Below are 26,795 nucleotides of genomic sequence, written 5' to 3'. Positions count from 1 at the left end.
AGCATTGTGTCATAAAAAGTATTTAAATACAAACCTTTGTGAAATCTTTGTATCCTTGTGTTAAATTTCACCAATAATTTTTTACATTGATTTAATATTTAAAATAAAATTATCCTTGCAAAATTCCATCTCCATAATCTTAGCCATCTCCAACCGAAAAGACGAACTATTTGATTTGCTGAGTGGGCTTACACTATAAATCGACAAATATTTTGAATTAATTATTGGGTAAATTTTTTATGAAAAACAACTATCAGCAAATCATATCAAGTATATACAGCGAAATTGTAAGTGGTGAAAATCTTGGCGAAATCCCCAATTATATTTCTGAATTAGCAAATATTTCTGATCATAAATTTGGCGTAGCTTTTTTGGATTTAAATAACAATAGTTTTGGCAAAGGTGATTTTCAAGAGAAATTTTCTATCCAAAGTATTTCAAAAGTTTTTTCTTTAATATTGGTGTACAAAAATCTTGGCGAGAAATTGTGGAAGAGAGTTGATGTAGAACCTTCTGGAAATGCATTTAATTCTTTGGTACAACTAGAGGCAGATAATGGAATTCCAAGAAATCCCTTTATCAATGCTGGAGCGCTAGTAATATGTGACATTATGCTAGAAATTTTTGAGAATCCGAAAAATGAAATGCTGAATTTTATTAGAGAAATTTCGCAACACGAAAACATCAATTTTAATACAAAAGTTGCTAGTAGCGAGGAAAAAAACGGATTTCGAAACGCTGCAATGTGTAATTACATGAAATCTTTTGGTAATATTAAAAATAAACCCGAAGATGTTTTGGACTTATACTACCATATTTGTTCTATAGAAATGACTTGCGAAAATTTGTCTAAATCTTGTCTATTCCTTGCGAATGGTGGAAAAAACCCGAAAAATAACGAAACGATTCTATCTTCTAGCAAAACAAAAAGAATTAATGCCATCATGCTCACCTGTGGCTTTTATGATGAATCTGGTGAGTTCTCTTTTCGTGTTGGCCTACCAGGAAAAAGTGGTGTCGGTGGTGGAATTGTTGCCTTATTTCCTTATCATTACTGCATCACTGTTTGGAGTCCAAAATTAAATCTAAAAGGAAATTCTTTTCGAGGGATGAAGTTTTTAGAAGAATTTACCACACAAACAGGCGAATCTATTTTTTAAAATCTCTTCCAAAATAATTTATTAAAATTTTCAGAATTGAAAAACCAAATCTCAATAATAATCGCCATATACAACCGAAAAGACGAACTTTTTGAGTTGTTGAGTTCACTAGCTTTTCAAACGGATAAAGATTTTGAAGTTATCGTTGTAGACGACGGATCGAAAATCGCTCTGCTTCCAACGATTGAACTTTTTGAAGATCAACTCAATATAAAATTCTTTCGCAAAACAAATTCTGGTCCTGGACTTTCTAGAAATTTTGGAGCGGGCAAAGTTTCAACAAATACCGATAAAGAAAACTGGCTCGTTTTTGTAGATTCAGACGTGATTGTGGAGAAAGATTATATCTCCAGCATCAAAAATAATTTAAACAAAAATAATTGCGATGCTTTTGGTGGCGCAGATAAAGCCAGCAAAGGTTTCAATCTCATGCAAAAAGCAATTTCTTATGCAATGACGTCCCTTTTAACGACGGGTGGAATTCGTGGAAACAAAAAATCTATGTCCAAATTTCAGCCAAGAAGTTTCAATATGGGAGTGAAAAAGTCTGCCTTTGATCAAGTAGGTGGTTTTTCAGAAATGCGCATTGGCGAAGATCCAGATCTCTCTATGTCGCTTTGGGAAGCCGGATTTTCTACCGCATTTTTTGATGATATTGGTGTCTATCACAAACGAAGAACAGATTTTGGTAAATTTTCCAAACAAGTTTACGAATTTGGAGTTGCAAGACCAATTCTGAACCAAAGACATCCCAATTACGTGAAAATTTCTTTCGCATTTCCTTCTATATTCCTTCTAGGATACATCATGGGAATTGTAGAATATTTTTGGTTCAAACAAAGTATGTTGTTGATAATGTATGGCTTATACACATTCTTAATTTTTTTCCACGCATTATTTAAAACAAAAAATCTGAGTATTGCTTCTATGGCAATCATCGCTTCTTTCATTCAATTATTTGCCTATGGATATGGATTTCTAAAATCTTGGTTCGTGCTGAATGTATTGAGAAAAAAACCTGAAGATGCATTTCCAGGGCATTTTCATAAGTTTTAACTAGCTGGAATATTTGATATTGCACATGCTTATTTTGTAATGCAGTAAATTAGTTTTCATTATTTTCCGTGTAATTTTATAGTTTTAAAACGTATAATTTTTTGATTTTACATTTTTTGACGATTCAGTATTGAAAATTGACCGTTCAGTTTGATAAATTTTTAATTGATGATTGGTGCATATATCTTTACAGCATAATAAAAACCAAAAATTAAATATCATGAAAACTACTATCGCAATTATCCTACTTTTTTTATCTCAAATTTGTTTTGCACAAATGGACGATAAATTTTATCAACCAAGCACAGAATTGAAAATCATTGAAGGCTTGAATTATACAGATTTCAAAATTCCTGTAGATACAGAAACCATCACGGGAATTTTCATCAAACCAAAAACTACAGCAAAAGCGACAATCCTATTTTTCCACGGTTCTGGCGGAAATGTTTCTAGCTACATGTTTATGACGAAACCTTTGGTTGAAGCAGGATATCAAGTATTAATGGTTGATTTTCGCGGATATGGAAAATCTACAGGAATTCCTACACATCAAAATATTGCAAAAGATGGTCAGAAATTTTTAGATTATTCTCTAAACCTAGAAGAAGTTAAAAATAAGCCAGTAATTTTATATGGCGCATCAATGGGAAGCGAAGTTGCAACGCATTTAGCAAAAAACAACTCGATGAAAATTACAGCATTAGTTTTAGATGGTTGCATCTCGTCTTTCAATGATGTTGCTATTATTTTTGCTCCGCAGTATGAAAGCTACATCAACGCGATTGCATTTCCCTATGCTGCAAAAGAAGATATTAAAACTGTGACGATTCCAAAACTATTCATCCATAGTGATGGAGATAAAACGATACCGATATCGCAAGGAAAAGTAGTTTTTGACAATGCACAAAATCCAAAAACATTTTTGAAATACGATGGAGATCATCTAGAAGCATTTACAAAAGATAAAGACGCAGTGCTGAAAGCGATAGCAGAATTGATAAAAAAATAAAAGTTATTGCTGCATACAATCTATTGCTGCGATAAATATTCAAATCATTAAAAATAAAAAAGAATGCAAACAACAAAAATGAAAATAAGAATCTCTACAATGCTTTTGATTTCATTTGCAACCGGAACTTTCTTTTTCACCTTTTTTACAAGTGATCGCAGCATAGAGAATTTGCTTTTAAGTTTATTTGTAGCATTTTTATACACATCAGTTTTCACTTTTGGAAACGGTTTGCTCAATGATTTTCTAAACACCAAATATTCTTGGATAGAAGATACGAAAACAAGGATTACCACGGGAATTATTGCAACAATTTTAGTAAATGTCGTTTTAGTTTTAGGATGCAACTACGTAAATTTCATTTGGTTGCAAAAAGCAAATCCTGCCCAATTTCTTTCCGGTTCGATGGGAACTATAAATTGGTTGATCATTAACATCGCGCTTTTAATTTCTGCCATTCTGCATGCAAAAAGTTTCATGGATGAATGGAAAAAAGCCTCAAAAAAAGAAATTGTAGAGCAAAAATTTATTGCAAAATCTGCTAATGCACAATTTGAAAGTCTTAAAAATCAATTAGATCCACATTTTTTATTTAATTCTTTAAATGTTTTAAGTTCTTTAATAGATGAAAATCCCAGCCAAGCGCAAAGATTTACCGCATCAATGTCCAAAATATACCGCTACGTTTTGGAACAAAAAGACAAAGAATTGATAACCGTAGAAGAAGAAATAGAATTTGCAAAAACATATTGTGAACTATTAAAAACAAGATTTGAAGACAGCGTAAATTTTGAATTTCAAGTAGAGGAAAATATGCTGAAAAAATTTGTAGTTCCGCTTTCCTTGCAGCTTTTATTAGAAAATTGCATCAAACACAATTTTGCAACTTCTGGCAAACCACTATTCATAAAAATCTATTCAGAAAACGGATATTTATTGATAGAAAATAACCTACAACAAAGAGAGCAGATGAAAGAAAGCGCTGGAATTGGGCTTTCAAACATCGTGCAACGCTATTCCTTATTATCTAAACTAAATGTTTCGATAGAAAAATCTAACGAATTTTTCCGAGTAAAAATTCCAATCTTAACAAATAAAATTTCTAACATGAAAATACAAAAAAACAGCGATGCCATCGCTTACCAAAACGCAGCAGAAAGAGTACAAGAATTGAAAGGCTTCTACTCGAATTTAACCTCTTATTGTCTGGTAATACCGACTTTAATTTTTATAAACCTCTTCACATCTTCTAATTACCTATGGTTTTGGTGGCCGATGTTTGGTTGGGGAATTGGTCTCGGAATGCACGCATTGAAAACATTTGGTGTAGGAAAAGATTGGGAAGAGAAGCAAATTCAGAAAATTTTAAATAAAAAACAATAACAAATATGGAAAATCTAACCAAACAAGAAATCGATTATTCTTTTGCGAAAGAAAGAGTTCAAAAATTGAAAAAATTCTATACCAGTCTTGCAATATTCATCATCATATTTGCAGCATATAGTATGAGAAGGTATTATTTATCTGGCGATATCATATTTATGGATAAGAGAAACATCTCTGTTATATTTTGGATTTGGGGCATCATTTTAGCCATAAAAAGTGCAAAACTATTCTTTTTTAATGGAAATTGGGAACGTAAAATGATGGATAAAGAACTAAAACAAACTAATTATGGAAAATTTTAATGAAGACAATATCAAGTATTTGGAAGCGAAAAAGAGGGTTAAACGCATCAAAGGATTTTACATTCATTTTTTAATTTATGTTTGTGTAAATTTATTGATTGTTTATCTTAATTTTCAAGACTTAAAACCTGGAGAAACCTATTTTCAATGGCAAAATTTTGTAACTTTATTCTTCTGGGGAATCGGACTTTCAGCTCATGGATTGAGTGTTTTTCTGCCTAATTTTATTCTAGGAAATAATTGGGAAGAAAGAAAAATACAAGAAATAATGGAAAAAAACAGGAACTACAAATTGTAAAAATTAAATCTATTGCAAACAGAAAATAAGATAAAAACCGTCATCATTGAGGATGAAAAACCAGCAGCTAGAAAGCTAGAAAGACTATTGAGTTTATTTCCTGATTTGCAGTTGGTTGCAACACTACATTCCGTGGAAGAAGGTGTAGATTGGTTTGCAGAAAATGCGCATCCAGATTTGATATTTTCCGACATCGTTTTGGGCGATGGTTTGTCCTTTGATATTTTTGAAAAAGTACCCACCAAAAGTTTTATGATTTACACCACAGCTTTTGATCAATATACTTTGAAAGCCTTCAAACTCAATTCTATAGATTACCTTTTGAAACCCATAATGGAAGAAGATCTAGAAAAAGCCATTGATAAATACAAAAGTTTCTTGCCTTCAGATTCATCTTATAAAACCCTGGAAATTAAATCTTTAATTAAAGAGGAAAAGCAAAATCTTTCCAGAATTTTAGTAAAGATTGGATATAATTTAAAAATCATCCAAACCGAAGAAGTTTCTTGTTTCTACAGCGAAAATAAGATTGTATATCTACAAACCAAAGAAAGAAATTATCCGACGGATTTCACTTTAGACGAATTGCAAGAGGTTTTGGATGAGAAGCAATTTTTCCGTGTAAACCGCCAGTTTATTATCTGTTTAAATTATATTAAAAACATCCACACATCGCCAACTTACAAGGTAGAATTAGAATTTCAACCAGAGGAAGAAATTTCTGTAAGCAGAGATCGCGTGAAGGAATTTAAGGATTGGTTGGTGTAGGAAATCCTTATTATACAAATATCTTTAATGAGAAAAATTTAAAATAATAAATTTAAATTTTCAATATAATTGAATAAGAACTTCTGCAGGGATATTCAGTTTTTCTCTCAAATTTCGGATCATTGTAAGGCTCAATTTCCTTTTACCAGATAGGATTTCAGATTTGCGAGAACGCGTTCCCAAAATCTTACTTAATTTACTTTCAGACATATTTCTCTGCTCCATTCGGAATTTGATGGCTTCAATAGGATTTGGTTTTGGAATAGGAAAATGCAGGAACTTTTTCATGAAGTAAACTTACTTATAAAACAAAATTTATTTAGAAAAACCTTTTTCTTTCCTAGAATAATATAAGATTATTGAATCACAGAAATTCTGTGAAATCAGCGTGTCTTTGTTAAGTTTAATAATTTTCGTTTTGTAAATCGCTACTGAATCATATATATTCCAAGTAGACAATACATTGTTTTCATTTTTTATGAAAGTTTCTACGAAATCACCCCACTCCCAATCAACTCATCACCCAAATACCAAGCAGCAAATTGTCCTTCTGCAATCGCAGATTGTGGATTTTCAAATTCTATATAAAAGCCATCTTCAAACTGAAAAATGCTAGCCTTTTCTAAAGTTTGTCGGTATCTTATTCTGGCAAGAACTTGCATAGATTCCCCATTTTTTAGTTGTAAATCTTCGCGAACCCAATGAACTTCTTCGTTTTCAATTTTTAAAGCAGAACGGAAAAGTCCAGGGAAATTTTTTCCTTCGCCTACGTAAATGGTGTTGGTTTCCATGTCGCGAGAAATGAGGAAACAAGATTCTTTGTGGCCGCCAATTCCCAAACCTTTGCTTTGTCCGATCGTGAAATAATGCGCACCTTGATGTTTACCAATCATTTTTCCGTCAGATTTTTTGTAAACTATTTTTTTAGATAAGAATTGCAATTCTTCTAATTTTGAAGAAAATTGAGGTACTTCTTGATGAAATTCTGGAAAATCTTTAAAAATCTCTACAATTTCGCCTTCTTTCGGTTCCAATTGTTGTTGTAAAAACGTGGGTAATTTCACCTTACCGATGAAACATAGACCTTGAGAATCTTTTTTGTCTGCTGTTGCCAATTTCATTTCTCGTGCAATCTCACGAACTTGTGGTTTGTCTAAATGACCAATTGGAAACAAAGATTTTGAGAGTTGATCTTGGCTCAACTGACACAAAAAATAAGATTGATCTTTATTAGAATCTGCACCTGCCAAAAGATGGAAAATCTCTTTACCATTTTCATCAAAAGTAGAATTCACTTGTGCGTAATGTCCCGTTGCAACTTTCTCTGCACCAAGAGATAAGGCTGTTTTCATAAAAACATCAAACTTCACTTCTCGGTTGCAAAGTACATCCGGGTTTGGAGTTCTTCCTTTCTGATATTCTTCGAACATATAATCTACAATTTTTTCTTTGTAGAGTTCGCTCATATCTATCACTTGGAAGGGAATTCCCAATTTTTGCGCCACCAAAAGCGCATCATTGCTATCTTCTATCCACGGACATTCATCTTCCAAAGTTACGGAAGCATCGTTCCAATTTCGCATAAAAAGGGCAATCACTTCATGCCCTTGTTGTTGCAACAGATACGCTGCAACACTGGAATCTACGCCTCCAGAAAGTCCTACTACTATTTTCATATTTTAAGTTACGCTTTCGTTAAGGGAAAGTTTTACAAGTGCAAAAGTACGATTTTTAATAGACCTAGATTTTTTTTCAGAGCGAAAATAAATGTTATCATATAATTTAGAAAATTAAATTATCTTAGCAACCAAAACAAATATTCTATGAAAAAACAATTACTATTTTTTACGCTGATTCTTCCATTTTTTTTCAATGCACAATTCACGTTTGATAAAGGCTACTTTATTGATAACGAGGGAACAAGAATTGATTGTGTAATTAAAAATTTTGACAGAAGTGAAACTCCGCAAGAGTTTGAATATAAACTTGAAAACAGTGATGTTTTACTTAAAAAATCTCCAAAATCTGTCTCCTATTTCGAAATTTACGATGTCGCTAAATATGTAGGTGCAGAAGTAGATTTTGAAAAATATGATAGTGATATTAGAAATTTAGACACGAACAAAAACCCAAACTTCGAATCTAAAAATTTATTTTTAAGAATTGTTGTAGACGGAGAGTACGATTTATTTAAATATTTGGTGGGGAAACAAACAACTTTTTACTATCGAAAAGGAGACGGCAAAATAAGACCTTTGATCTATAAACCTTATGAAATTAAAACTGGCTCTATTGCGTACAACAAACAATATATAGACGAAATAGAAAAAGAAGTCACTTGTGATAACGTTTCAGACAAACTAAGAACACCGGATTATTACGAAGTGGATTTACGAAAATATTTTAACGCCATCAACCTTTGCGTAGATTCTGATTACACAAAACTTGAGGTGAAAAAATCTAGCGGGAAATTTAATGTTTATATTCGTCCAAGATTAAATTTAAATAATTTACAATTTAACACAAATGTACCTGGTCAAATTTTTGAAATGGATAGCAAATCTTCTTTTGGATTTGGTCTAGAGCTAGAATATTTACCTGGTTTCACAAACCAAAAACTGGCTTTAATTTTTGAGCCAAGTTTCCAAACTTACAAAGCCGAAAACACATTTATAATTCCTAAAAGTTATGGTGGCAACCTCATTGCGAATATTGATTACAAGTCTTTAGATTTAGAATTTGGATTTCGGTATTATATTTTCATTGATAATAAATCAAAATTTTTTGTAAATACTTTTTTTGTAACCAATTTTAATAAGCAATCAAGTTTTACTCTTAAAACTGAAGATGGTACAATTATTGAAAATTCGGAAGGGTTGTCACAATTAACTTTAGGAATTGGGGTAGGGTACAATTACAATAAAAAGATAAGTGCAGAAATAAGATATAATTCACCTAAAAGAATTATTATTCCTAATAATGCAGATACAGGTTATCAAAATTTATCATTTGCTTTAGGGTACAATATTTTTTAAAAAATATATTAGATTCAAAAAAGCCTTTCATGTATGCATTGAGAGGCTTTTTATATCTTTAAAAAGATGTAGATTAATCAAAAAAATTAAACTAAACCATTATCATTTACAGATGCCGAAAAGAAATTTTCTAATTCTTGTAAAGTTTCTGGTGTAGTTTTAATATCTTTCGCCAATTCGCCTTTATTTAACAGGACAATTCTGTTGCAAACTTCCGTGGTATGAGCCAAATCGTGGCTGGAAATCAAGAAGGTAACTTGCTCGTTTGCAGACCAATCTTTAATTAGTTTTTTTAGTTTGAATTGTGTAGATGGATCTAAATTTGCAAAAGGCTCATCTAAAACAATAATTTCTGGATTGCCAATTAACGCTCCCACAATTCCCACTTTTTTCTGATTTCCTTTAGATAGATCTCGGATATATTTTTTTCCTTGCAAAATTTCTCCATTAAAGAATTCTGAAAATTGTTTTAAAAACTCATCTACTTGAGCTTTTGTCTGGGATCGCAATTCTCCTAAGAAATAAAAATATTCTTCTGGCGTTAAATAGCCAATTAAGAAGGATTCGTCTATAAAAGCGGTTACTTTATTTTTCCATTTTTCACCTTCGTTCACTTTTTCATCTGCAATAGAAATGCTACCAGAAGATGGTTTTATCAGATCTAAAAGCAGACTAAAAAAGGTAGTTTTGCCGGCACCATTATTCCCTACCAAACCAAAAGTTTCTCCTTTTGGAATTTCTAAAGATGCAATATTAAGTACGCAAACTGCACCGTAGGTTTTTGAAATATTTTGAACTGAAATCATAATTTTATAATTAATGGTTGATGATAACTGAATAACTTATCATTGAATTTTTCTCAATTGATAAATCAACTTTTGAAATTAACTATTCTGTCTTTTTGAAGGCTTCTATAGTAGTATATTTTTCTGTTTTATAAATTTTTACGATGTAATCAAAGATTTTATCTCTCAGCAGAAAACCTATCAATCCTAAAAAACCTATCGCAGCGATTGCTGCTGTCATTCCAAAAAAATATTTCATCCCTGAAAAAACTGCCATTGGCAAAAGCATTTGTGGAAGCATCATTAAAATCAATTTAATATTAAAATTATTTTTGCCGCCCATAGATTTTGCTTTAGAATTTAGATCTATGGGTTGCTTGTTGTAAGCACCAGAAATTAACGTGAGATAAGAATTGACCCCGATATTGTACAATCCGCCCGCAAAAATGATTAAATAAAACTCCCAGCTTAATATAATATAAGCAGTAGAAACGACCATACAAAGCAAAACAGCTACTACTACTAAAGACCATTTTGCTTTAAGGTATTGTTTGTAGGGCACATTTTGCGTCATCATCAATGGATAATAAGAACTATCCCATGCTGGAACTTTTTGGGCAAACATAAACACAAAACCACCCGTAACAAATAAGCCACAGAAGAATTTCATAAAATCTGACTGATAAAAAGAACCAGGTGTGTAAATTAACAAACCATAACACAGAAACATTAAACTGCCAAAAACGGCTTGCTTTGCCGCTTTACTCCTTTTCAAAAGCCGGATGTCATTATTTAAAAATGTACCGATAACTCCAAATTTATTTAGAAATTCTATATTTTCTGTTTTGCCTTCAGCTTTCTTTAATTCTAAACCTTGATCTAAATAAAAATCATCGTAAATACTTTTAAAAGCTAAATACATAGCAGCAAATAGTAGGGCTAAAGGAATGACGAAAGCACCTATTGTATTGTACAAACTATAAAAAAACAATTCTGAATAGTTGGAAATTGCAAAGATTCCAAAATATTCTAAAGCTGCTAAACCGAAAATTAAAATGGATGTAATGACGAGAACAAGCGTCTTTCCGTTTAATAATATATTTAAAAAATTATTAAATAGTATTATAGAAAAAATCCCCAGAAAAAAACCGATGGTACCAATGATAGAATAATCATAGTACAGCATCAATGCGCAAAATGGAATTAAAAATAGAAGAATTGCCCAGTTGAAAAAATGACTTATCGTCTTGATGATGGTATACAAAACGAGTTTTTTCTTTGTGATATTTTGAGTGAGAAAGGGTTTGATATTTTGCGTTGGCATTTGCTGCAGCATGTATCTGATCAGCAAATCTGCAGCCCAATAATAGATAAAATAACGACAAAAAATCTGCACTGGATCTGCATTTAATTCTTTCCTTACAAAGAAAAATAAACCAAAAGCAGCACCAATAAATGCCAAACTAAAATAGATAATTCCAAATCCCATGAAAATTTTCATGGCAATATTGGCACTCAATTGTGGATTTCTAAAAAAATTTTTGAATTCTAAACGCAATAGTTTTCTGTACATTTTCTTACTTTAAGTTATTAGTATAGAATTTAGAAAAAAGTTACAATAGTCATCAATATTCCAACGCAAATTCTCTTTATTCCTTAGCTTTATCTGAAATAATATTATTTATATGTTGCTCGCTAAAAATTTTTAGTAATATTTTTCCATTTTGATCAAGGAGGAAAAAATTTGGATTACTGTACGTTTGCAATTTTGCTTGATAATCTGTTTTGCTATTTTTATTTTTTACATTTATCCAACCGCTTCTCATATATTCGTTGGTGAATTTTTGCCAATCTATTTCATTTGGCGTGTTTAGAAAAGAGATCGTTTGTACATCAATTCCCTTCAACTTCAATTCATCAAAATATTTTACAACTTTGGGAGCTTGTTCATTACAATGGCTACAATCTGGATCAAAAAACATCATAAAGGTATATTTAGATTTCGAATAAATATTAGAAAGCAAATAGTTTTTGTCCTCAAAAGCTTGCATTTCTATTTGCGGAATTATCGATCCAATCTGAACTGCTTCCAAAGAATTTAATCTTAGCAAATTTTGATCATAAAATATCTTATTCGTTTTAATACATTTTTCATCGTTCAAATATTTATTAAAAACATAATTAAAACTTTCGTTCATATTATTTTGACTGAAATATTCTAAATTTTTGAAAATCCAACCCAGATAAAAAATAAAATTCTTGCTCTCGCAATTTTGGCCTTTTAGCAAAATATCAACATTTTCTTTATAATTATCATTATCAACTGGCAAAATTGTGATATACCTATACAAAACTTGAAAAAAATTGGGCATCAATTTTATTTGTTTATCATTCAAATCTATCCCATTGAAAAATTCATTTCTCACCAAAACTTTAGCAGAAAGATCTTCGGGTATTTTCATCAACCTTTTTTGCTCCAAAATTGTAAATAGATTGAGCGCAGAATTGGGCGATTTTTTTTGAAGAGATTGTAATGCAGCTAATTTTGGATCGTTACTTCCTGACATTTTTTGGTATGCTAAAAAATCTTTATTAAGTTGATTTTCTGTGGATAATGCAAACAAACTATTTCCTTCTAAAGTAAAAATAGGTTTACTATTGTTTTCTATTATAATATCCGCTTTTATTTTAGGATTAGATTTTAATTCAAGCCGATAAATGGAACCAATAATTTTTTTAGTTTGATTAAAAGTAACGGTTTTATTGTTGGAGTCTATTCTAGCAGAATCTATAATATTATTGCTGCTGTAGGTACCATTGTATAGTTTAAGATACAGCAAATCATCTGTAGTTCCGTTTGTTTTCACAGTGATTTTGTAGCCATTTTGTGCAAAAATAAGATTGCAAATAAGAATGGTAAATACCGTCAAAAAATTTTTCATGTTTTGTATTTTATTTCATCAGTTCCTCTGCTTGTTGCAAAGCTGCATCTGTAACTTTGCTGCCAGAAAGCAATTGCGCTATTTCTTGCAATTTTTCTTTTTGGTTTAAAGATATAATGTTGGATCTTGTTTTGCCCTCAATTTCTTCTTTCACAACTTTATAATTTTGGTTTCCTTTTGCAGCAACTTGTGCAAGATGAGTGATGACGATTAATTGCATATCTTTTGCCATTTCCTGCATCACATTTCCCATTTCGTTGGCAATTTTACCAGAAACACCCGTGTCTATTTCGTCTAAAATCAGCGTTGGAAGTTCAGAGTTTTCTGCCATTAATTTCTTCACAGCAAGCATCACTCGAGATCGTTCGCCACCAGAGATTGCAGATTGTATCGGCTTTAATGGAAACCCGGTATTTGCACGGAAAAAATATTCTATAGATTCATTTCCAAATTTAGAAAAACCTTCAATTTCTGGCAATTCTACTTGAAAATTAGCTTTTTCTAAACCTAATTGAAAAAGCAAAGCTTCCATTTTTTTAATAAAGATAGGAATGCTTTTTTTTCTATTTTCAGAAAGTATTTTTGCTTTTTCGGAAAGTATTTTTTCTATTTTAATTAAGTCTTGCGTTTCTTTTTCAATTTGATTTTCTAAATCTAGAAAATTTTGTTGATTTCCGTCTAAATCATTTTTTATTCTTATTAAATCTGCTACAGATTCTACTTGATGTTTAGAAAATAAAGTTTGGATTTTATTGATGTCATTCCTTAAATTTTGCAACAAAACAGGATTAGAATCCATATCTTCAGAAAGGTTTTGAAGCGTAAAAACTACGTCTCGGAATTCTAAGAAATTACTTTCTAATCGATCATTCAACTCTGTAAATTGATGAGAAAGTGCTGCAACTTTAGATAATTTTTGGCGAATATCTGCATAAGATTCTAGCATTCCCACTTCATCTTGATCTAAACGGGCAAATATTTCGCTCAAATTTTCTGAAATTACACCTGCGTTTTCTTGCGTATTGAGTTGATCTTCTAGATCTTCTAAATCCATTTCTTCCAGGTTGGCTTCTAACAATTCATTCAAAAGAAAATTTTTGTAATCTGCTTCTTTATTTCCTTCTGCAAAATCTTTTTTTAATTGAATTAATCTTTTTTTAGAGTCTTGGTATTTCACATAAACTTCCTGATACTCTGGTAAAAAGCTTTTATTTTTGGAAAGACCATCAATTATTTTGAATTGAAATTCTTCTTGAAAAATATTTGAACTTTCAAATTGGGAATGAATATCTATTAAATTTTCGGAAAGTTTTTTTAAGTTTTCTAATGTCACGGGAACATCATTGATGAAAGCTCGAGATTTCCCAGAGGGCAAAATTTCTCTGCGGATGATGGTTTGTGATTCAAAATCTAGATCGTTTTTTTCGAAAAAAGATTTTAAATTGTCTTGAATAGAAAATTCTGCTTCTACTACACTTTTTTTTGCAGCATCTGCAATAGATTTCAAATCTGCTCTTTCTCCTAAAATTAGACGCAATGCTCCCAATATTATTGATTTTCCTGCACCAGTTTCTCCAGTGATTACCTGCAAACCATCTTGCAGATTAATTTCTAGTGTTTCTATTAAGGCAAAATTTTGGATAAAAATTCTTGTAAGCATTTGGAAAGATTGATGAATGATAAATAATGATTGATAAGATGAGATAAAGTAGCGTTGTGCAGCCCGACTTGAATGAAATCCGTTTTGTCTAGCAACGCGGAACAAAAAGATTGATTCATAATTTTTATTTGAATCATCGAAACTCGTTCCTCGTTTTGAGATTGGAAGGTGGATTAAGCTGCCCAAAAATAGGAAAAAACTTTAGAATTTTACTTCCATTTGCTCCATTTTGTATCTATATTTTTTGGGGAAAAAGTCGTCATTAATTGTTTTATTTCTTGCATATTCACAGCGCCGTTATTGTTGGAATCAAAAATATTAAAGATTTCTGGGCTTTTCACATCTAGAAAAAGATTGATTGCATAATTTTGTTGAAATGTACTTTCGTAGGTTTTCAATTTTAATAGTGCGTCTGCAATAATTTTTTTAGGTTGAGATTGATCTTGAAGATACATATTATCTAAACCAGAACGGTGGTAGGCATAATTGATATTGTGTAAAGTCGCAAAGTTTGGATTAACGATATCGTCTATCAAAGAACCTCTAGATTTTGGACCGTCTATTTGGCTCCAACCATCATAACCTCTATTTTGCGCGTTTTGCGAGACCAGCAGTGCTTTTGCAAAATGCTGTTGACCACCATTTTGTTGAAAAGTATCTGCATCGTAGCCAAGAATTAAATAAACATAAAAACTTATGATATCCGTAAGATTTTTGCCAGAAAATTGTCTTTCGTTGAAAATTAAATTTTCATTTTCAACGTATTCGAAAGACATTTTTGTGTCGTTTATATTTAAAATGGGAGACTCATAAGTGGAATTGAAAACAGGACGAACGGATTGAACTACGATGCTTCCGCTAAATCTATTTCCATCTCTACCAGTAATAATCATGGAGAAATTGCACTTTACTTTTTCAAAATTCTCTAGGGTTTTGCCCGTCCAGCTTGTTTTATTTATAAAATCCCGAACATCTCTTTCTAGCACTTTATAGGTTTGCACATTGCTTCCTGGCAATTGCTGCGTATTGATATTCACGTTTGCCAAAAGTTCTTGTGCAGTTGCAAATTGCGCAAAAAGTAGAAATGTGAGTATGTATAATATTTTTTTCATTGTTTTCTAGCTTTACTATAACGATACCTTAAAATTTTTATTTTAAAATGTTTTGTATGCTATCCAGAATGTCTTTTGCAACTTCTTTTTTAGATTTCAAACCAAATTCTTGGATGTCGTTTTCTGTAATTATTTTTATTTTGTTGGTATCCCCTTTAAAACCTGCTCCATTATCTCTGAGGGAATTTAGAACAATCATATCTAGGTTTTTCTTTTTCAATTTGCCTTTGGCATTTGCTTCTTCATTTTCAGTTTCTAGTGCAAAACCTACCAAAAACTGATCCTTTTTTTGATTACCCATTTCCAACAAAATATCTGGGTTCTTGATCAGTTCTAGCGTAAAATTAAGATCATTTTTTTTAATTTTTTCATCTGCTATTATCTTTGGCGCATAATCTGCAACTGCGGCAGAAGCAATAGCGATATCAACCTCTTGATAATAATTGAAAACTTCTGCAAACATATCTTTTGCAGAAACCACATTGATGGTTTTTATATTTTCGTTTTTAGCTTTGCAATTTGTAGGGCCAGAAATTAGAATAACATTTGCACCACGATTCGCAGCTTCCTCTGCCATTGCAAATCCCATTTTTCCAGAGGAATGATTTCCTATAAATCTTACAGGATCTAGAGCTTCGTATGTTGGTCCTGCCGTTATGAGGGTAGTTTTATTTAAGAATGTTTGTTCTATATTAAATGCGCTAAAATATTCTGCTATTAATGCTACAATCGTTTCTGGTTCTGCCATTCTTCCAAGTCCATTCAAACCACTTGCCAATTCCCCAGATTCTGCAGGAATAATGATATTTCCAAAATCTTCTGCCATTGCTAAATTTTGTTGGGTAGAAGGATGTGCATACATATCCAAATCCATTGCTGGTGCGATGAATACTGGACATTTCGCGGAAAGGTACGTTGCCAAAACAAGATTATCGGAAATTCCGTGTACCATTTTGCCCAAAGTGTTTGCTGTACAAGGAGCGACTAGGAAGACGTCTGCGTTCAAGGCAAGCTCTACATGGTTGTGCCAAGTTCCATTTTGATCATAAAATGTAGAATATACAGGATTTTTAGATAGTGTAGAAAGTGTAACTTTTGAAACAAATTTCTCTGCATCTTCGGTCATAATGATCTGGACTTCTGCTCCTGCTTTTACAAAATCACGTATGAGTAGATTTATTTTATAGGCAGCAATACCACCACAAATCGCGATTAAAATTTTCTTTCCTTGAAAAATCATGTTGTCTAATTGATGGTACTAATTTACAGAAATTTTGAGAAACTCTGATTTAAATAAAAAATAAAGCCACAAAATATAATTTTTGCGGCTTTTGGTATTGTAAGAAAAATGGATTTTATTTATCCGTTTTTCTGTAATAGATATCATCATTCAACCATTCTGCAATAGCAATTGATGTAGGTTTTGGCATTTTTTCGTAATGTTTAGAGATTTCTATTTGCTCTCTATTTTCAAAAACTTCTTCCAAAGTTGCATTATGTACTGCAAACTCATCTAATTTATTGTGCAATTCTGTACGAATTTCTGCATTTATCTGCTCGGATCTTCTTCCCATAATAACGATAGCTTCATAGATGGAACCTACGTTCGCTTCTATTTTATTTCTATCATATGTTATGGTACTTAATTCTGCTGTGGATTTTTCTACGCTCATTTTCAGTATATTATTTATCTAATGATTTTGCAAATCTACAACTTATCTTTTAATTTTGAAAGTTGCTGCTGGTGGAGGTGTTGCAATTTTTGCACTATCACGTAAAGATTGTCTTGTATTGATTTCGCTTTTTTCCTGATTTTTCATGTTTTCTTCCTTATTGTTTTTATCTGCCAATCGGTTTTCTTCACGTTTTTGTCTAGCTGTAAGCTCTGCAATTTTAAAATTTCTTTCTAGTTTTAATTTTCCAAATGAAACTTTTTCAGCTTCTAGTTTCTTTCTCATTGCTACGGCATCTTTGCTCGTATCTGTATTAGGAAACTCTCTTTCTAGCTGTTTAGAATATGCTATTGCACTTTCTAAACGTTCTTCCTTCAAATCATAACTAGATTTCATACCCAATTCAAATCGATCTTTCATTAGGTAATCTACAATATCAACCCTCAATTTTGTGCTTGGAAAATCGTTCAGTACGTTTTCGAAGGCGACGTTTGCAGCTTTGTATTCACCCATTTTGTAATACTGCTTTGCATTTTCGTACGCTTTAAATTCTAATTTGTAAGAAAGTTCATCTATTAAATCATTAATATTTTTGGATTTCTCCGATTCAGGATAATTATTGATGAAGTTCTGAAGCTCGTTGATGGCAGAGTCTGTACTAGATTGATCTAGATTATATTGCATAGAACCTTTGTAGTAGCATAGTGCAGACATGTAAGCTGCATCTTCTGTTCTATCCTCTTGCGGAAAACTCACAGAGAAGTTTTTAAATTGATAACCTGCTAATTTGTAGTTTTTGTCGTAATAATTTGCATATGCTGTATTATAAACCACGTTTGCCATTTCATCTGTACCAGAAACAAGATTGGTTACTCTTTCATAAAGACCTAATGCTTTTGTCCATTTTTTCTTGGCGTAATAATCGTTTGCAGCTTTTATTATCAGATCTTTATCTGCGCTTTTCATCGCTTTATCGTATTGAGAATTACAAGCAGCAACAGTAAAAAATGCAAGAAGAATAAGAATGTATTTTTTCATAAATAAATTTGTAAGGTTTTACTTTACGTAAAAAGTAGTTTACCAATTTGCAAAAATAAAATAATTTTATCAATTAAATTTTATTTGTGAGACTTTAACTTTATTTTAATCAATTACATACCCCAAAATAGCAAAAGTGGTAAAAGTAAGGCTATTTCTTAGTTTTTTTTCTGCCTCTTTCATATATTGCTCTTCATTTTTAAAGGGTACAGAAAGTTCTATAAAATTTTTATTTCTGATCGTAAAGAGTGTAGAACCTAGAATATTAACAAGAACATCCTCTGGTTTTGGTGCAAAACTGAATGTACCAGTCACTACTCCTTTTTTAATAATCTCATCTATTTTTTCTACGCAAAGTTTGTAGAAATCTAGCAAATCTTGTTTTAAATGCTCTGTATGTCGTAATTCTTGGGTAACGAAGCCGTGGAAATAATTATATTTAAAGAGTTGCGTTGTCAAATACTTGATGATTTCTCGCATCTGCATTTCTGGTCTTCCATCTTTTATGGTTTCTGCAAATTCCGCGAAATGCTCTCTCGTTTTTTGAACTCTGAAATGATAAAGATTTGCCATCATTTTTTCTTTGGAGCCAAAATAATAGGAAATCATCGCAACATTGATCTTAGCTTTTGAAGAAATATCTCTCACAGAAGTACCTTCAAAACCTTTTTTAGCTATTAATTCTTCTGCAACGGTCAAAATATGCATTTGTTTCTCTGTAAAAGTTGTTTTCATTATTGAATGTTTGAGTAAATTTAAGTAATTTTAATAGTAGTTGAAACAAATGTTTAAAAATTTGACCATTAATAATAAATTATGACCTATTTTGATTTTCATCATCATCACATAAATACCAAAAACGGAATTTATAATATACCATTATTTGGCAATGCGGTAGATTTTCCATTTTCGGCAGGTCTTCATCCAAAAGATATTTCATCAAATAATGATGAAGCATTTCTCTGGTTAGAAGAAATTACTAAAAACATAAACTGCTTTGCAATTGGAGAATGTGGACTAGATGGTCTTGTAGAAATAGATTTGGAAATACAGAAAAAAATTTTTCAAAAACATATTGTAATCGCAAACTCTTTAAAAAAACCTATAATCATCCATTGTGTGAGGAAGCATTATGATTTAATTCCTTTCAGAAAAATAGCAAAAACACCTTTGATAATGCATGGATTTAATAAAAATACGGCAGTTGCAGATGCATTATTAAAAGAAGATTTTCTTTTAAGTTTTGGAAAAGCTGTACTTCACAATGTATCTTTGCAAGAAATAGTGAAGAACATTCCCAAAGAAAAATATTTTCTTGAAACCGATGATGCAGATTTCGACATTGAAAATTTGTATGAAAAGATAGCAGAAATAAGGAGTGAAAGTTTGAAAACTATTAAAAATCAAATCAATAAGAATTTAGAATTTATTATTAATGGATAAAAGTTGGCTAGAACGCACAGAACTTTTAATAAAAAAAAACGGAATTGAAGCTTTGGAAAATGCTCACATTCTGGTGGTTGGTTTAGGAGGTGTTGGCTCTTTTGCCGCAGAATTTTTGGCACGAGCAGGAGTAGGGAAATTAACGATAGTGGATGGAGACGAGGTAGATATTACCAACATCAATAGACAATTGCCCGCATTACATTCCACAATTGGAAAGAAAAAAATAGAAATCGTAGCAGAAAGGCTGAAAGACATCAATCCTACATTAAATCTGATAGAAATTCCAGAATTTTTGGGACCAGAAATGATGGAAAATTTATTCAAAAATTCCCAATTTTCTTATATTGTAGATTGTATCGATAGCGTTTCCCCGAAGGTAGAACTCATCAAAATGGCGAAAAGAAATCGCGTAAAAATGGTGAGTTGTTTTGGAGCTGGCGGAAAAATGGATCCTTCTAAAGTAAAGGTTTTAGACATTAGCAAAACTACCAGTTGTTTTTTGGCAAAAACCGTGAGGAAAAGATTGAAAAAAGCAAAAATAAACAAAGGAATTCGCTGCGTATTTTCTACAGAAATACAAGACGATAAAAGCCTTCAATTAACGGATGGCGCAAATTACAAAAGATCTTTTTACGGAACTATAAGCTATATGCCTGCAATTTTTGGTTTGTATGCCGCCGCAGAAACCATCAATTTTATCTTAAAAAAACACACAGAAATTTGAAAACGCAAGGATATCCAAAACACGAAAAACTAAAAGGTAAAGACGATACAGCATTGCTTTTCAAAAAAGGAAAGTGGTTTTCTCATGGCACTTTGCGTATTGTTTTTGTGAAACATGGAGCAGAAAGTTCGCCAAAATTTGGAGTTTCTGTAGCAAAGAAACTCTATAAAAAAGCGGTGGATAGAAACCGAATAAAAAGATTGTTGCGAGAGGTATATCGCTTAAATAAAGACCTGTACAAAGATGCCTTTGGAAATAATAAAATTGCGATGCTATTCTATATTTCGCCTGAAAAACCTTTGCATTATGCTGAAATCGAAAAGGCATTTCTAGAATTTTGTGAGGCTCGCAAAAAATAGTGAATTTCTTTTGCTACATTTGTTTGGATAAAATACTAACAATGCTAGATAATATTCCTTTTTTGAGTGCAATTTTGCCGGCTTTCATCGGTATTGGTTTGGCTGCTGCTTCTGGATTTCGGGTATTCTTGCCCATGTTTGCCGTAAGTCTTGCCTCTTATTTAGGTTGGATTCCGATGACGGATAGTTTTGAGTGGCTCTCTGGATTGCCCACTTTAATTACGACCGGAATTGCCATGATTGTAGAAATTTTGGCATATTACATTCCTTTTGTAGATTCACTTTTAGATACCATTTCCATTCCGTTGGCTACCATCGCTGGTTCGGTTTTGTTTGCGAGTCAATTTGCAGATTTGGGCACTTTTCCACAATGGTCTTTAGCATTGATTGCAGGTGGTGGAACTGCAGCCACAATAAGTTCTGGCTTTGCTGGGACAAGAGCTGTATCTAGTGCTACAACTGGCGGAATCGGGAATTCTGTAGTTGCGACAGGCGAAACTGCAGGAGCTGGAATTCTTAGCATTCTCACAATTTTCGCACCTATTATCGCAGGTTTTATCGCCATTATTTTGGTGATATTAGTTTTCTTTTACAGTAAAAAAATATATAGAAAATTTAGAAATAAAAATAAGGATCCTCAGCTAAAAATTTAATTTTATTTTTGTCTAGAAGCTTGTATTTCTTCGATTTTACTTTGGTAATATTCTAATTTTTCAGGGTGTTTTTCTCCTAAAATTTTATAGGCGTTGGTTGCTTTAGAATATAGTTTTTGTGTCCAAAAAAGATTGGCTAAAGTTTCCGTCATCAAATGTGTAATATCATCCTTTTTTTCTAGAATTTTATAGTCGTTATCTTCTTTAAATTTAGAAATTTTTGGGGCATTATCTATAAATTTTTCAATAGCATCTAGTTTATTAGTTTCCTTAGCAATTGGCAAATTTTCCTCTATTACCTCTTCTGGTCGTTTTATTTTCAACCAATTTTGCCAAGTATTAATAAAAATAGGGATATTACTTTTCACAATTTCTTTTGGTTCTTCAACAAGCTCTACAATTGGCTCTTCTATGGTTTCTTCCTTTTCAATAGAAGAAATTTCTGGGGTGAAAAATGAAATGTTTAAGGCTGGAATTTCTGTATTTGCTACAACAGATTCCGGAATGATTTCTGGTGCAGTTTCATCAATTACATTCTCCGAAAGCGTGTCTTTTTTAAATCTTGAAGCTGTCTTTTCTTTTTCGTGCATTGGTTCCCACGAAGTATTTTCAAAATTTAAACCTGTTGATTCTTCAATAGCATCCTTTGATTTTTCGTTTAAATTATTATCTACAACCAATTCATTTTCTAAGTTTTGAGTTGTTTCATTTTTGATTAAAAATTCTTGCGAATGAAAGAAATTTACAGTGGCATTTTGCTCTTCACTCTCCACAATAACATCTAATTTTTGCGTAGTTTTTTTTAGTTGAGACATTTTTCTTTCAATCTCTTCCGCCATTTTCTTACGTTCTATTTCATATTTATTTTCTGGCAGTTTTTCTTTAATTATTGAGCTTTCTTCTGGCATATTTATATTTTCCACTACTTCCTCTTCAATAATTTCATTTTTTGAATCTACATTTAATTCTGTGCTATTTTCTGCTTCGGTAGCTAAAATTTCAGATTTTATAGAAAGCAAATCATTTTTAAATTTTTCGGGAGATTTCTCTTTATCGATTATTGGTTTAGAGGTTTCAATTTTTTCGTCTCCTTGTTTTTCTGCGACCAAAACGCCAGATTCTGCTGTTGCTTCTAGATCTATCTTTAAATCGTTTTCTTCGTTTAAAAAATTTTCTTCACCTTCAAATAAAATCCTGTTTACGGCGCCATCTATTTCAACTTCTTTAGGAATTTCCTTTCTTGGAATTTCTGCAAGCCAATTTCCTTCTTCGGTATTTTCCTTGGTGTTTTCCTTGGTATTTTCTATAGAAATTTCCTCAATTGCTTTTGGCGACTCTTCAATATTTTCTGCTACAGATTCTTGTTCATCTTGCAGACTTTTCGCCTCATATTTTTCTCCGTTTATGAATTGATAAAGCACTTTTTTGTCTGTAGTGAAAGCTGCAGTGGTAGAAAGTTCTTTTTGAAATTCTGTAGAATTATATTTTTTTATCCCCAAAAGATATAACGCTCGCAAACTTTGAGCATAGGGTTGAACGGAGATTTCTTCCTGTAATAATGGAAGATCTTCGTTCTCAATACTTTCTGGATTGATTATTAATTCTAAAATTCTTGCCTTCATACTACCAATTTGCTACAATATCGTTGAATATTTTATTAATGATTCTTTCGTTCACCAACCTCACTTGCGAAGCCTCTATCGCTGTAATGTCTAATGCACTGCTGAAAACCACCTCATCTGTATAGCTTCTATCAAAGCTTTTATCTTTTTCATTAGGTACATTGTTTTCATAATGTACTTTTACGGTTATGGTAAGTTTATTTTGTGCTGCTTGTATATTTCCGCCAGGAGCATTTACAGAAGTAGAAATGGTGGTTGGCGTGATACTATAATCTGTAATTTCGCCTTCTATCAAAATATCTGGATTTTCTTTCGTTCCTTTCAAAGTGGTTCTTTGTAGAAATCTATTTTGTATATCAATAGAGAATTGCTGCGCAAGAGTTGGGTTTACTTGTGCAGCATTATTTCTAAACTCATTTATTTGCACTGTTTTAGTTTCTGGGCTCAAAGAAGATCCTGTGAAACTATAGCAGCCAAAAAGAATAAAAGAGAAAGTGAAAAGTGAAAAAATTCTTACTATTTTGAACATAAATTCTTTTTTGAAGAGAAATTAATTAATAACTTTTTGTAATTCCAATTTCGTTAATTTCATCATTTTTTATTTGATTTAGGCCGTCTTCTGTAGCAACATAACTACAAATTTGGGATAATGGCATTGTAAGAAATATACCAATGCAACATGCCATAATACCCAATTGAGCAATAGAACTGATCACAAAAACGAATAATAAAATCATCAATAAATTATTTTTCGTCATTATTTTAGATTTTTCCCAGGCCTTTTTCCAATCATTTTCGCCTTCTAATGAAATTAAACCTGTGATGTAAAATGCTTTCAACATTAAATAATAAATTACAATTACCCCCACAAAAATTGACAAGCCAGAAATCATAGATAATCCTGAAGAAACTGCAGAAACTTCGCCAGTTTCTCCCAAAGTTGCCATACTACCAATAAACATAAAATAAGGAACTGCTATAAAAAGCGACAATCCTATAATGATTAAATTTAATATAAAATAGGTTCCAAATTGATCAAAATTAAAAATTTCTGATGGAGTTGCTTCTTCTCCTCTATTTTTTTTTCTGCAATATTTGTAAAAATTCCCAACTGCCATTATATTGCAAAATGGAATCATAGACATGATCATTACAAAGATATATGCAACTACAAAGTTCCAGATGTCTTTTTTAAAAAGTTCAAAGCCTTGGCTGATGTAGTCTCCAAATTTGAATTCAATTTGTTTTGGGTTGAAGTTATTCATAGTGTTCATAGTTTTTATTCTTCTAGGTTATATTGTTTTATTTTTCTGTATAACGTTCTTTGCGAAATTCCAAGTTCTGCAGCAGCTTTATTTCTACGTCCGTTGTGTTTTTCCAGGGCTTTTTCTATCAATTCTTTTTCATTATTTTGAAGAGAAAGAGATTCTGGTTTTGTTTCTACATCTTCCACATCTTCTACATCTTCAAAATGATCTTTATCATCAGATTCCGCGGTAGAATTTGCATAGTTTTGCTTGTTTCCACCTTCAAAATAGAGCAAAGAATTTTGGGTATTTTGTCCAGATTCTGGAGTATAAATTCTACTTATTAAGCTCTTTTCTTGATTGCTAAAATCCGAATTATCTTTATTTTTTATAAGCTCCGAAGTTAAGGATTTTAAATCATTTATATCATTGCGCATATCAAAGAGGATTTTGTACATAATTTCTCTTTCATTGCTAAATTCTGAGCTAGAATTGCTGGCTTCTCCATTTTTGTTGATAACGGCAGGAAGTTGATTTTGCAACGGAATGTACTCCGAAAGTTTTACGGCATTGATGGTTCTTTCCTTTTCTACCACGGTCATTTGTTCAACTAAATTTTTCAGTTGACGGATGTTTCCTGGAAAGGGAAAACTCTCTAAATATTGTATTGCATCCCCGCTTAAAATTAGTTCTGGCATTCTGTATTTTTCCGCAAAATCTATGGCAAATTTGCGGAAGAGCAAGTGTATATCGCCTTTCCTTTCTCGCAAAGCAGGCATATCTATTTGTACAGTATTCAATCGATAGTACAAATCTTCCCGAAATCTATTATCGTTGATGGCGCTCATCATATTCACATTGGTAGCTGCAACAATTCTCACATTCGTTTTTTGTACTTGAGAAGATCCGACCTTCATAAATTCGCCACTTTCTAAAACTCTCAACAAACGAACTTGCGTCTGCAAAGGCAATTCTCCTACCTCATCTAAAAAAATAGTTCCACCATCTGCCACTTCAAAATATCCTTTTCTTGTTGCAGTTGCACCGGTAAAAGCACCCTTTTCATGTCCAAAAAGTTCTGAATCTATTGTACCTTCTGGTATTGCACCACAGTTTACTACAATATAAGGTTGGTGTTTTCTGCGAGATTCTCCGTGGATTATTTTGGGAATATATTCTTTCCCAACACCAGATTCTCCCATTACTAGAACAGAAATATCGGTTGGTGCAACTTGCACGGCTTTTTCTAAAGCTCGGTTCAAAACAGGATAATTTCCGATGATGCCGAAGCGCGTTTTTATGGATTGTAGTTCTGTCATTTTTTTGTAAATATTGAATGGTGGGCGATAATTATTTAAATATTCTCTTCCAATAATTTTTTGAAATCTTCTTTTGAGGGAAGAACTGTCATATACCTACTTGCAAAGATGTGTTCATTTTCTTCAGGCAAAGTATATTTTACTAAAGATTCGTTTTTATCTTGACATAGTATAATACCGACGGTTTTATTTTCTGCAGGAAGCTTTACTTCTCTATCGTAATAATTAACATACATCTGCATTTGTCCTATGTCTTGGTGTTTTAATTCACCAATTTTTAGATCAATCAGAACAAAACTTTTCAATAGCCTATTGTAAAACACCAAATCTACTCGGAAGTGCTTTTCATTAAAAGTGATTCTCTCTTGGCGAGAAACAAAGGTAAAACCTGTTCCCAATTCTAACAAGAAATGTTCTAATTTATCTATTAAAACCTGTTCTAATTCGCTTTCAGAATAGTTAGAATTTTCTTGTATTCCCAGAAATTCTAAAACATAAGGATCTTTTATGGCATCTTTTGCAGTTTCAATTATTTGACCTTTTTCTGAAAGTTGAATAATTTCTTCCTTGTTTTTACTTAAAGAAAGTCTTGTATACAATGCAGAATCATATTGCCTTTGCAATTCTCGCAAACTCCAATTGTTTTTAAAACTTTCAATCTCGTAGAAATTTCTTTCGTTAATGTCTTTTATCCGCATTAATTTTAAATAATGAGACCAACTTAAAGTGAACGTTTTTTTCGCAACTTTTGCTCTAAAATTTTGATTTTCGTCCATTTGCAATTCAGCAGACAGTGTCTGTGACATTCGGTTTTGCAATTCAGCAGACAGCGTCGGCTGATTCGCATCTGAATATGCAAGATGAAAATTTCTCATTTGACGCAAGTTCGTTTCAGAAAAACCTTTTCCAAATGTATGCGTTAAATGACTCGCTAAATCTTTCAATACATTCTCTCCATATTTTGCGCGTTTCTCTCCGTTTTGCTCATCTTCTATGATCATTCTGCCTATTTCAAAGTAGGTAAGAACGATGGTTTGATTTACAGCAATAACAACTTTCTTCCTTGCATTTTCTAATAATGCGGAAATATTTTGTAGCAATTGTGGGTTTTGTAAATCTTTCATTTAAAATTTAATCTTACATTTTATCTAAACTCTTGCAACTTGCGATACTTTGCAGCCCAACTTGAGTGGAAATCCTT

28 protein-coding genes are annotated in these 26,795 nt (G+C 31.9%); 12 read left to right on the top strand and 16 right to left on the bottom strand.

What is annotated here, in order from left to right; genetic code table 11:
- Positions 1-239 precede the first annotated feature (239 nt).
- The 7 genes from HNQ03_RS12115 (at position 240) to HNQ03_RS12085 (ending at position 5,979) form a co-directional block, all read left to right on the top strand.
- Positions 240-1,160 (top strand): glutaminase, encoded by a 921-nt coding sequence (locus tag HNQ03_RS12115; RefSeq protein ID WP_173779950.1) that lies wholly within the window; start codon positions 240-242, stop codon positions 1,158-1,160.
- A 36-nt stretch (positions 1,161-1,196) separates the two neighbouring features.
- The gene (locus HNQ03_RS12110; protein WP_173779949.1) at positions 1,197-2,216 is read left to right on the top strand and encodes a glycosyltransferase; all 1,020 of its coding nucleotides are present in this window, start codon (positions 1,197-1,199) and stop codon (positions 2,214-2,216) included.
- A 220-nt stretch (positions 2,217-2,436) separates the two neighbouring features.
- Positions 2,437-3,225, top strand: a complete 789-nt coding sequence (locus HNQ03_RS12105) for an alpha/beta hydrolase (RefSeq protein ID WP_173779948.1) — start codon at positions 2,437-2,439, stop codon at positions 3,223-3,225.
- A 78-nt stretch (positions 3,226-3,303) separates the two neighbouring features.
- Complete coding sequence (locus HNQ03_RS12100) at positions 3,304-4,608, top strand: 2TM domain-containing protein (RefSeq protein ID WP_226927508.1); 1,305 nt, start codon at positions 3,304-3,306, stop codon at positions 4,606-4,608.
- Positions 4,609-4,613: 5 nt separating this feature from the next.
- Entirely contained in the window at positions 4,614-4,913 is a 300-nt protein-coding gene (locus HNQ03_RS12095) for a 2TM domain-containing protein (RefSeq protein ID WP_173779946.1), read from the top strand.
- Entirely contained in the window at positions 4,900-5,211 is a 312-nt protein-coding gene (locus tag HNQ03_RS12090; protein WP_173779945.1) for a 2TM domain-containing protein, read from the top strand. Before HNQ03_RS12095 ends, HNQ03_RS12090 begins: the two co-directional genes overlap by 14 nt.
- A gap of 30 nt (positions 5,212-5,241) precedes the next feature.
- Positions 5,242-5,979, top strand: coding sequence for a LytR/AlgR family response regulator transcription factor (locus HNQ03_RS12085; protein WP_173779967.1), 738 nt, complete (start codon positions 5,242-5,244; stop codon positions 5,977-5,979).
- A 60-nt stretch (positions 5,980-6,039) separates the two neighbouring features.
- Here HNQ03_RS12085 and HNQ03_RS12080 read toward each other — a convergent pair whose 3' ends face one another.
- Together HNQ03_RS12080 and mnmA are read right to left on the bottom strand one after the other, a co-directional pair.
- Positions 6,040-6,267, bottom strand: coding sequence for a helix-turn-helix domain-containing protein (locus tag HNQ03_RS12080; protein WP_226927507.1), 228 nt, complete (start codon positions 6,265-6,267; stop codon positions 6,040-6,042).
- A gap of 200 nt (positions 6,268-6,467) precedes the next feature.
- Positions 6,468-7,655: a tRNA 2-thiouridine(34) synthase MnmA gene (gene mnmA, locus HNQ03_RS12075; RefSeq protein WP_173779944.1), complete on the bottom strand. Its 1,188-nt coding sequence runs from the start codon at positions 7,653-7,655 to the stop codon at positions 6,468-6,470.
- Positions 7,656-7,802: 147 nt separating this feature from the next.
- Here mnmA and HNQ03_RS12070 point away from each other — a divergent pair, with 147 nt between their 5' ends.
- Positions 7,803-9,014: an outer membrane beta-barrel protein gene (locus HNQ03_RS12070; RefSeq protein ID WP_173779943.1), complete on the top strand. Its 1,212-nt coding sequence runs from the start codon at positions 7,803-7,805 to the stop codon at positions 9,012-9,014.
- 86 nt (positions 9,015-9,100) lie between these two features.
- On the opposite strand, the gene HNQ03_RS12065 is transcribed toward HNQ03_RS12070, so the two are convergent.
- The 9 genes from HNQ03_RS12065 to HNQ03_RS12025 all read right to left on the bottom strand — a co-directional run bounded on the left by HNQ03_RS12065 (position 9,101) and on the right by HNQ03_RS12025 (position 18,959).
- Positions 9,101-9,820, bottom strand: a complete 720-nt coding sequence (locus HNQ03_RS12065) for an ABC transporter ATP-binding protein (protein ID WP_173779942.1) — start codon at positions 9,818-9,820, stop codon at positions 9,101-9,103.
- A gap of 82 nt (positions 9,821-9,902) precedes the next feature.
- Positions 9,903-11,372: a DUF5687 family protein gene (locus HNQ03_RS12060; protein WP_173779941.1), complete on the bottom strand. Its 1,470-nt coding sequence runs from the start codon at positions 11,370-11,372 to the stop codon at positions 9,903-9,905.
- A gap of 76 nt (positions 11,373-11,448) precedes the next feature.
- On the bottom strand, positions 11,449-12,741 hold the full coding sequence (locus HNQ03_RS12055) for a peroxiredoxin family protein (protein WP_173779940.1): 1,293 nt from the start codon (positions 12,739-12,741) through the stop codon (positions 11,449-11,451).
- Positions 12,742-12,751: 10 nt separating this feature from the next.
- On the bottom strand, positions 12,752-14,401 hold the full coding sequence (locus HNQ03_RS12050; protein ID WP_173779939.1) for a DNA repair protein RecN: 1,650 nt from the start codon (positions 14,399-14,401) through the stop codon (positions 12,752-12,754).
- 209 nt (positions 14,402-14,610) lie between these two features.
- Complete coding sequence (gene porD / locus HNQ03_RS12045; protein ID WP_173779938.1) at positions 14,611-15,513, bottom strand: type IX secretion system protein PorD; 903 nt, start codon at positions 15,511-15,513, stop codon at positions 14,611-14,613.
- Between the two features lie 37 nt (positions 15,514-15,550).
- Complete coding sequence (gene coaBC, locus HNQ03_RS12040; RefSeq protein WP_173779937.1) at positions 15,551-16,753, bottom strand: bifunctional phosphopantothenoylcysteine decarboxylase/phosphopantothenate--cysteine ligase CoaBC; 1,203 nt, start codon at positions 16,751-16,753, stop codon at positions 15,551-15,553.
- Between the two features lie 115 nt (positions 16,754-16,868).
- Positions 16,869-17,186: a DNA-directed RNA polymerase subunit omega gene (locus tag HNQ03_RS12035; RefSeq protein ID WP_173779936.1), complete on the bottom strand. Its 318-nt coding sequence runs from the start codon at positions 17,184-17,186 to the stop codon at positions 16,869-16,871.
- 42 nt (positions 17,187-17,228) lie between these two features.
- A complete protein-coding gene (locus HNQ03_RS12030; RefSeq protein WP_173779935.1) occupies positions 17,229-18,224 on the bottom strand; it encodes an outer membrane protein assembly factor BamD in 996 nt (331 codons plus the stop codon).
- Positions 18,225-18,329: 105 nt separating this feature from the next.
- On the bottom strand, positions 18,330-18,959 hold the full coding sequence (locus HNQ03_RS12025) for a TetR/AcrR family transcriptional regulator (protein WP_173779934.1): 630 nt from the start codon (positions 18,957-18,959) through the stop codon (positions 18,330-18,332).
- Between the two features lie 81 nt (positions 18,960-19,040).
- On the opposite strand from HNQ03_RS12025, the gene HNQ03_RS12020 reads away from it, so the two are divergent.
- From HNQ03_RS12020 to HNQ03_RS12005, 4 genes are read left to right on the top strand one after another with little or no spacing between them, the layout of a single operon-like run.
- Positions 19,041-19,667: a TatD family hydrolase gene (locus HNQ03_RS12020; RefSeq protein WP_173779933.1), complete on the top strand. Its 627-nt coding sequence runs from the start codon at positions 19,041-19,043 to the stop codon at positions 19,665-19,667.
- On the top strand, positions 19,660-20,394 hold the full coding sequence (locus HNQ03_RS12015; RefSeq protein ID WP_173779932.1) for a tRNA threonylcarbamoyladenosine dehydratase: 735 nt from the start codon (positions 19,660-19,662) through the stop codon (positions 20,392-20,394). The genes HNQ03_RS12020 and HNQ03_RS12015 overlap by 8 nt, the downstream gene beginning before the upstream one ends.
- Entirely contained in the window at positions 20,391-20,753 is a 363-nt protein-coding gene (gene rnpA, locus HNQ03_RS12010; protein ID WP_173779931.1) for a ribonuclease P protein component, read from the top strand. The genes HNQ03_RS12015 and rnpA overlap by 4 nt, the downstream gene beginning before the upstream one ends.
- A 41-nt stretch (positions 20,754-20,794) precedes the next feature.
- Complete coding sequence (locus HNQ03_RS12005; RefSeq protein WP_173779930.1) at positions 20,795-21,406, top strand: DUF4126 domain-containing protein; 612 nt, start codon at positions 20,795-20,797, stop codon at positions 21,404-21,406.
- 2 nt (positions 21,407-21,408) lie between these two features.
- Here HNQ03_RS12005 and HNQ03_RS12000 read toward each other — a convergent pair whose 3' ends face one another.
- The 5 genes from HNQ03_RS12000 to HNQ03_RS11980 are packed head-to-tail and all read right to left on the bottom strand — an operon-like array spanning position 21,409 to position 26,718.
- Entirely contained in the window at positions 21,409-23,028 is a 1,620-nt protein-coding gene (locus tag HNQ03_RS12000) for a hypothetical protein (protein ID WP_173779929.1), read from the bottom strand.
- Between the two features lies 1 nt (position 23,029).
- Positions 23,030-23,557, bottom strand: coding sequence for an LptE family protein (locus HNQ03_RS11995; RefSeq protein ID WP_173779928.1), 528 nt, complete (start codon positions 23,555-23,557; stop codon positions 23,030-23,032).
- A gap of 25 nt (positions 23,558-23,582) precedes the next feature.
- The gene (locus tag HNQ03_RS11990; RefSeq protein ID WP_173779927.1) at positions 23,583-24,302 is read right to left on the bottom strand and encodes a hypothetical protein; all 720 of its coding nucleotides are present in this window, start codon (positions 24,300-24,302) and stop codon (positions 23,583-23,585) included.
- A gap of 5 nt (positions 24,303-24,307) precedes the next feature.
- Complete coding sequence (locus HNQ03_RS11985) at positions 24,308-25,594, bottom strand: sigma-54 interaction domain-containing protein (protein ID WP_173779926.1); 1,287 nt, start codon at positions 25,592-25,594, stop codon at positions 24,308-24,310.
- Between the two features lie 35 nt (positions 25,595-25,629).
- Positions 25,630-26,718 carry a PDDEXK nuclease domain-containing protein gene (locus HNQ03_RS11980; protein ID WP_173779925.1) on the bottom strand — a complete coding sequence of 363 codons (1,089 nt, stop codon included), beginning with the start codon at positions 26,716-26,718 and terminating at the stop codon, positions 25,630-25,632.
- Positions 26,719-26,795 lie beyond the last annotated feature (77 nt).

It is taken from the genome of Frigoriflavimonas asaccharolytica, from assembly GCF_013294015.1.
Classification (GTDB): domain Bacteria; phylum Bacteroidota; class Bacteroidia; order Flavobacteriales; family Weeksellaceae; genus Frigoriflavimonas; species Frigoriflavimonas asaccharolytica.
This window is presented reverse-complemented; position numbering and strand designations above follow the sequence as displayed.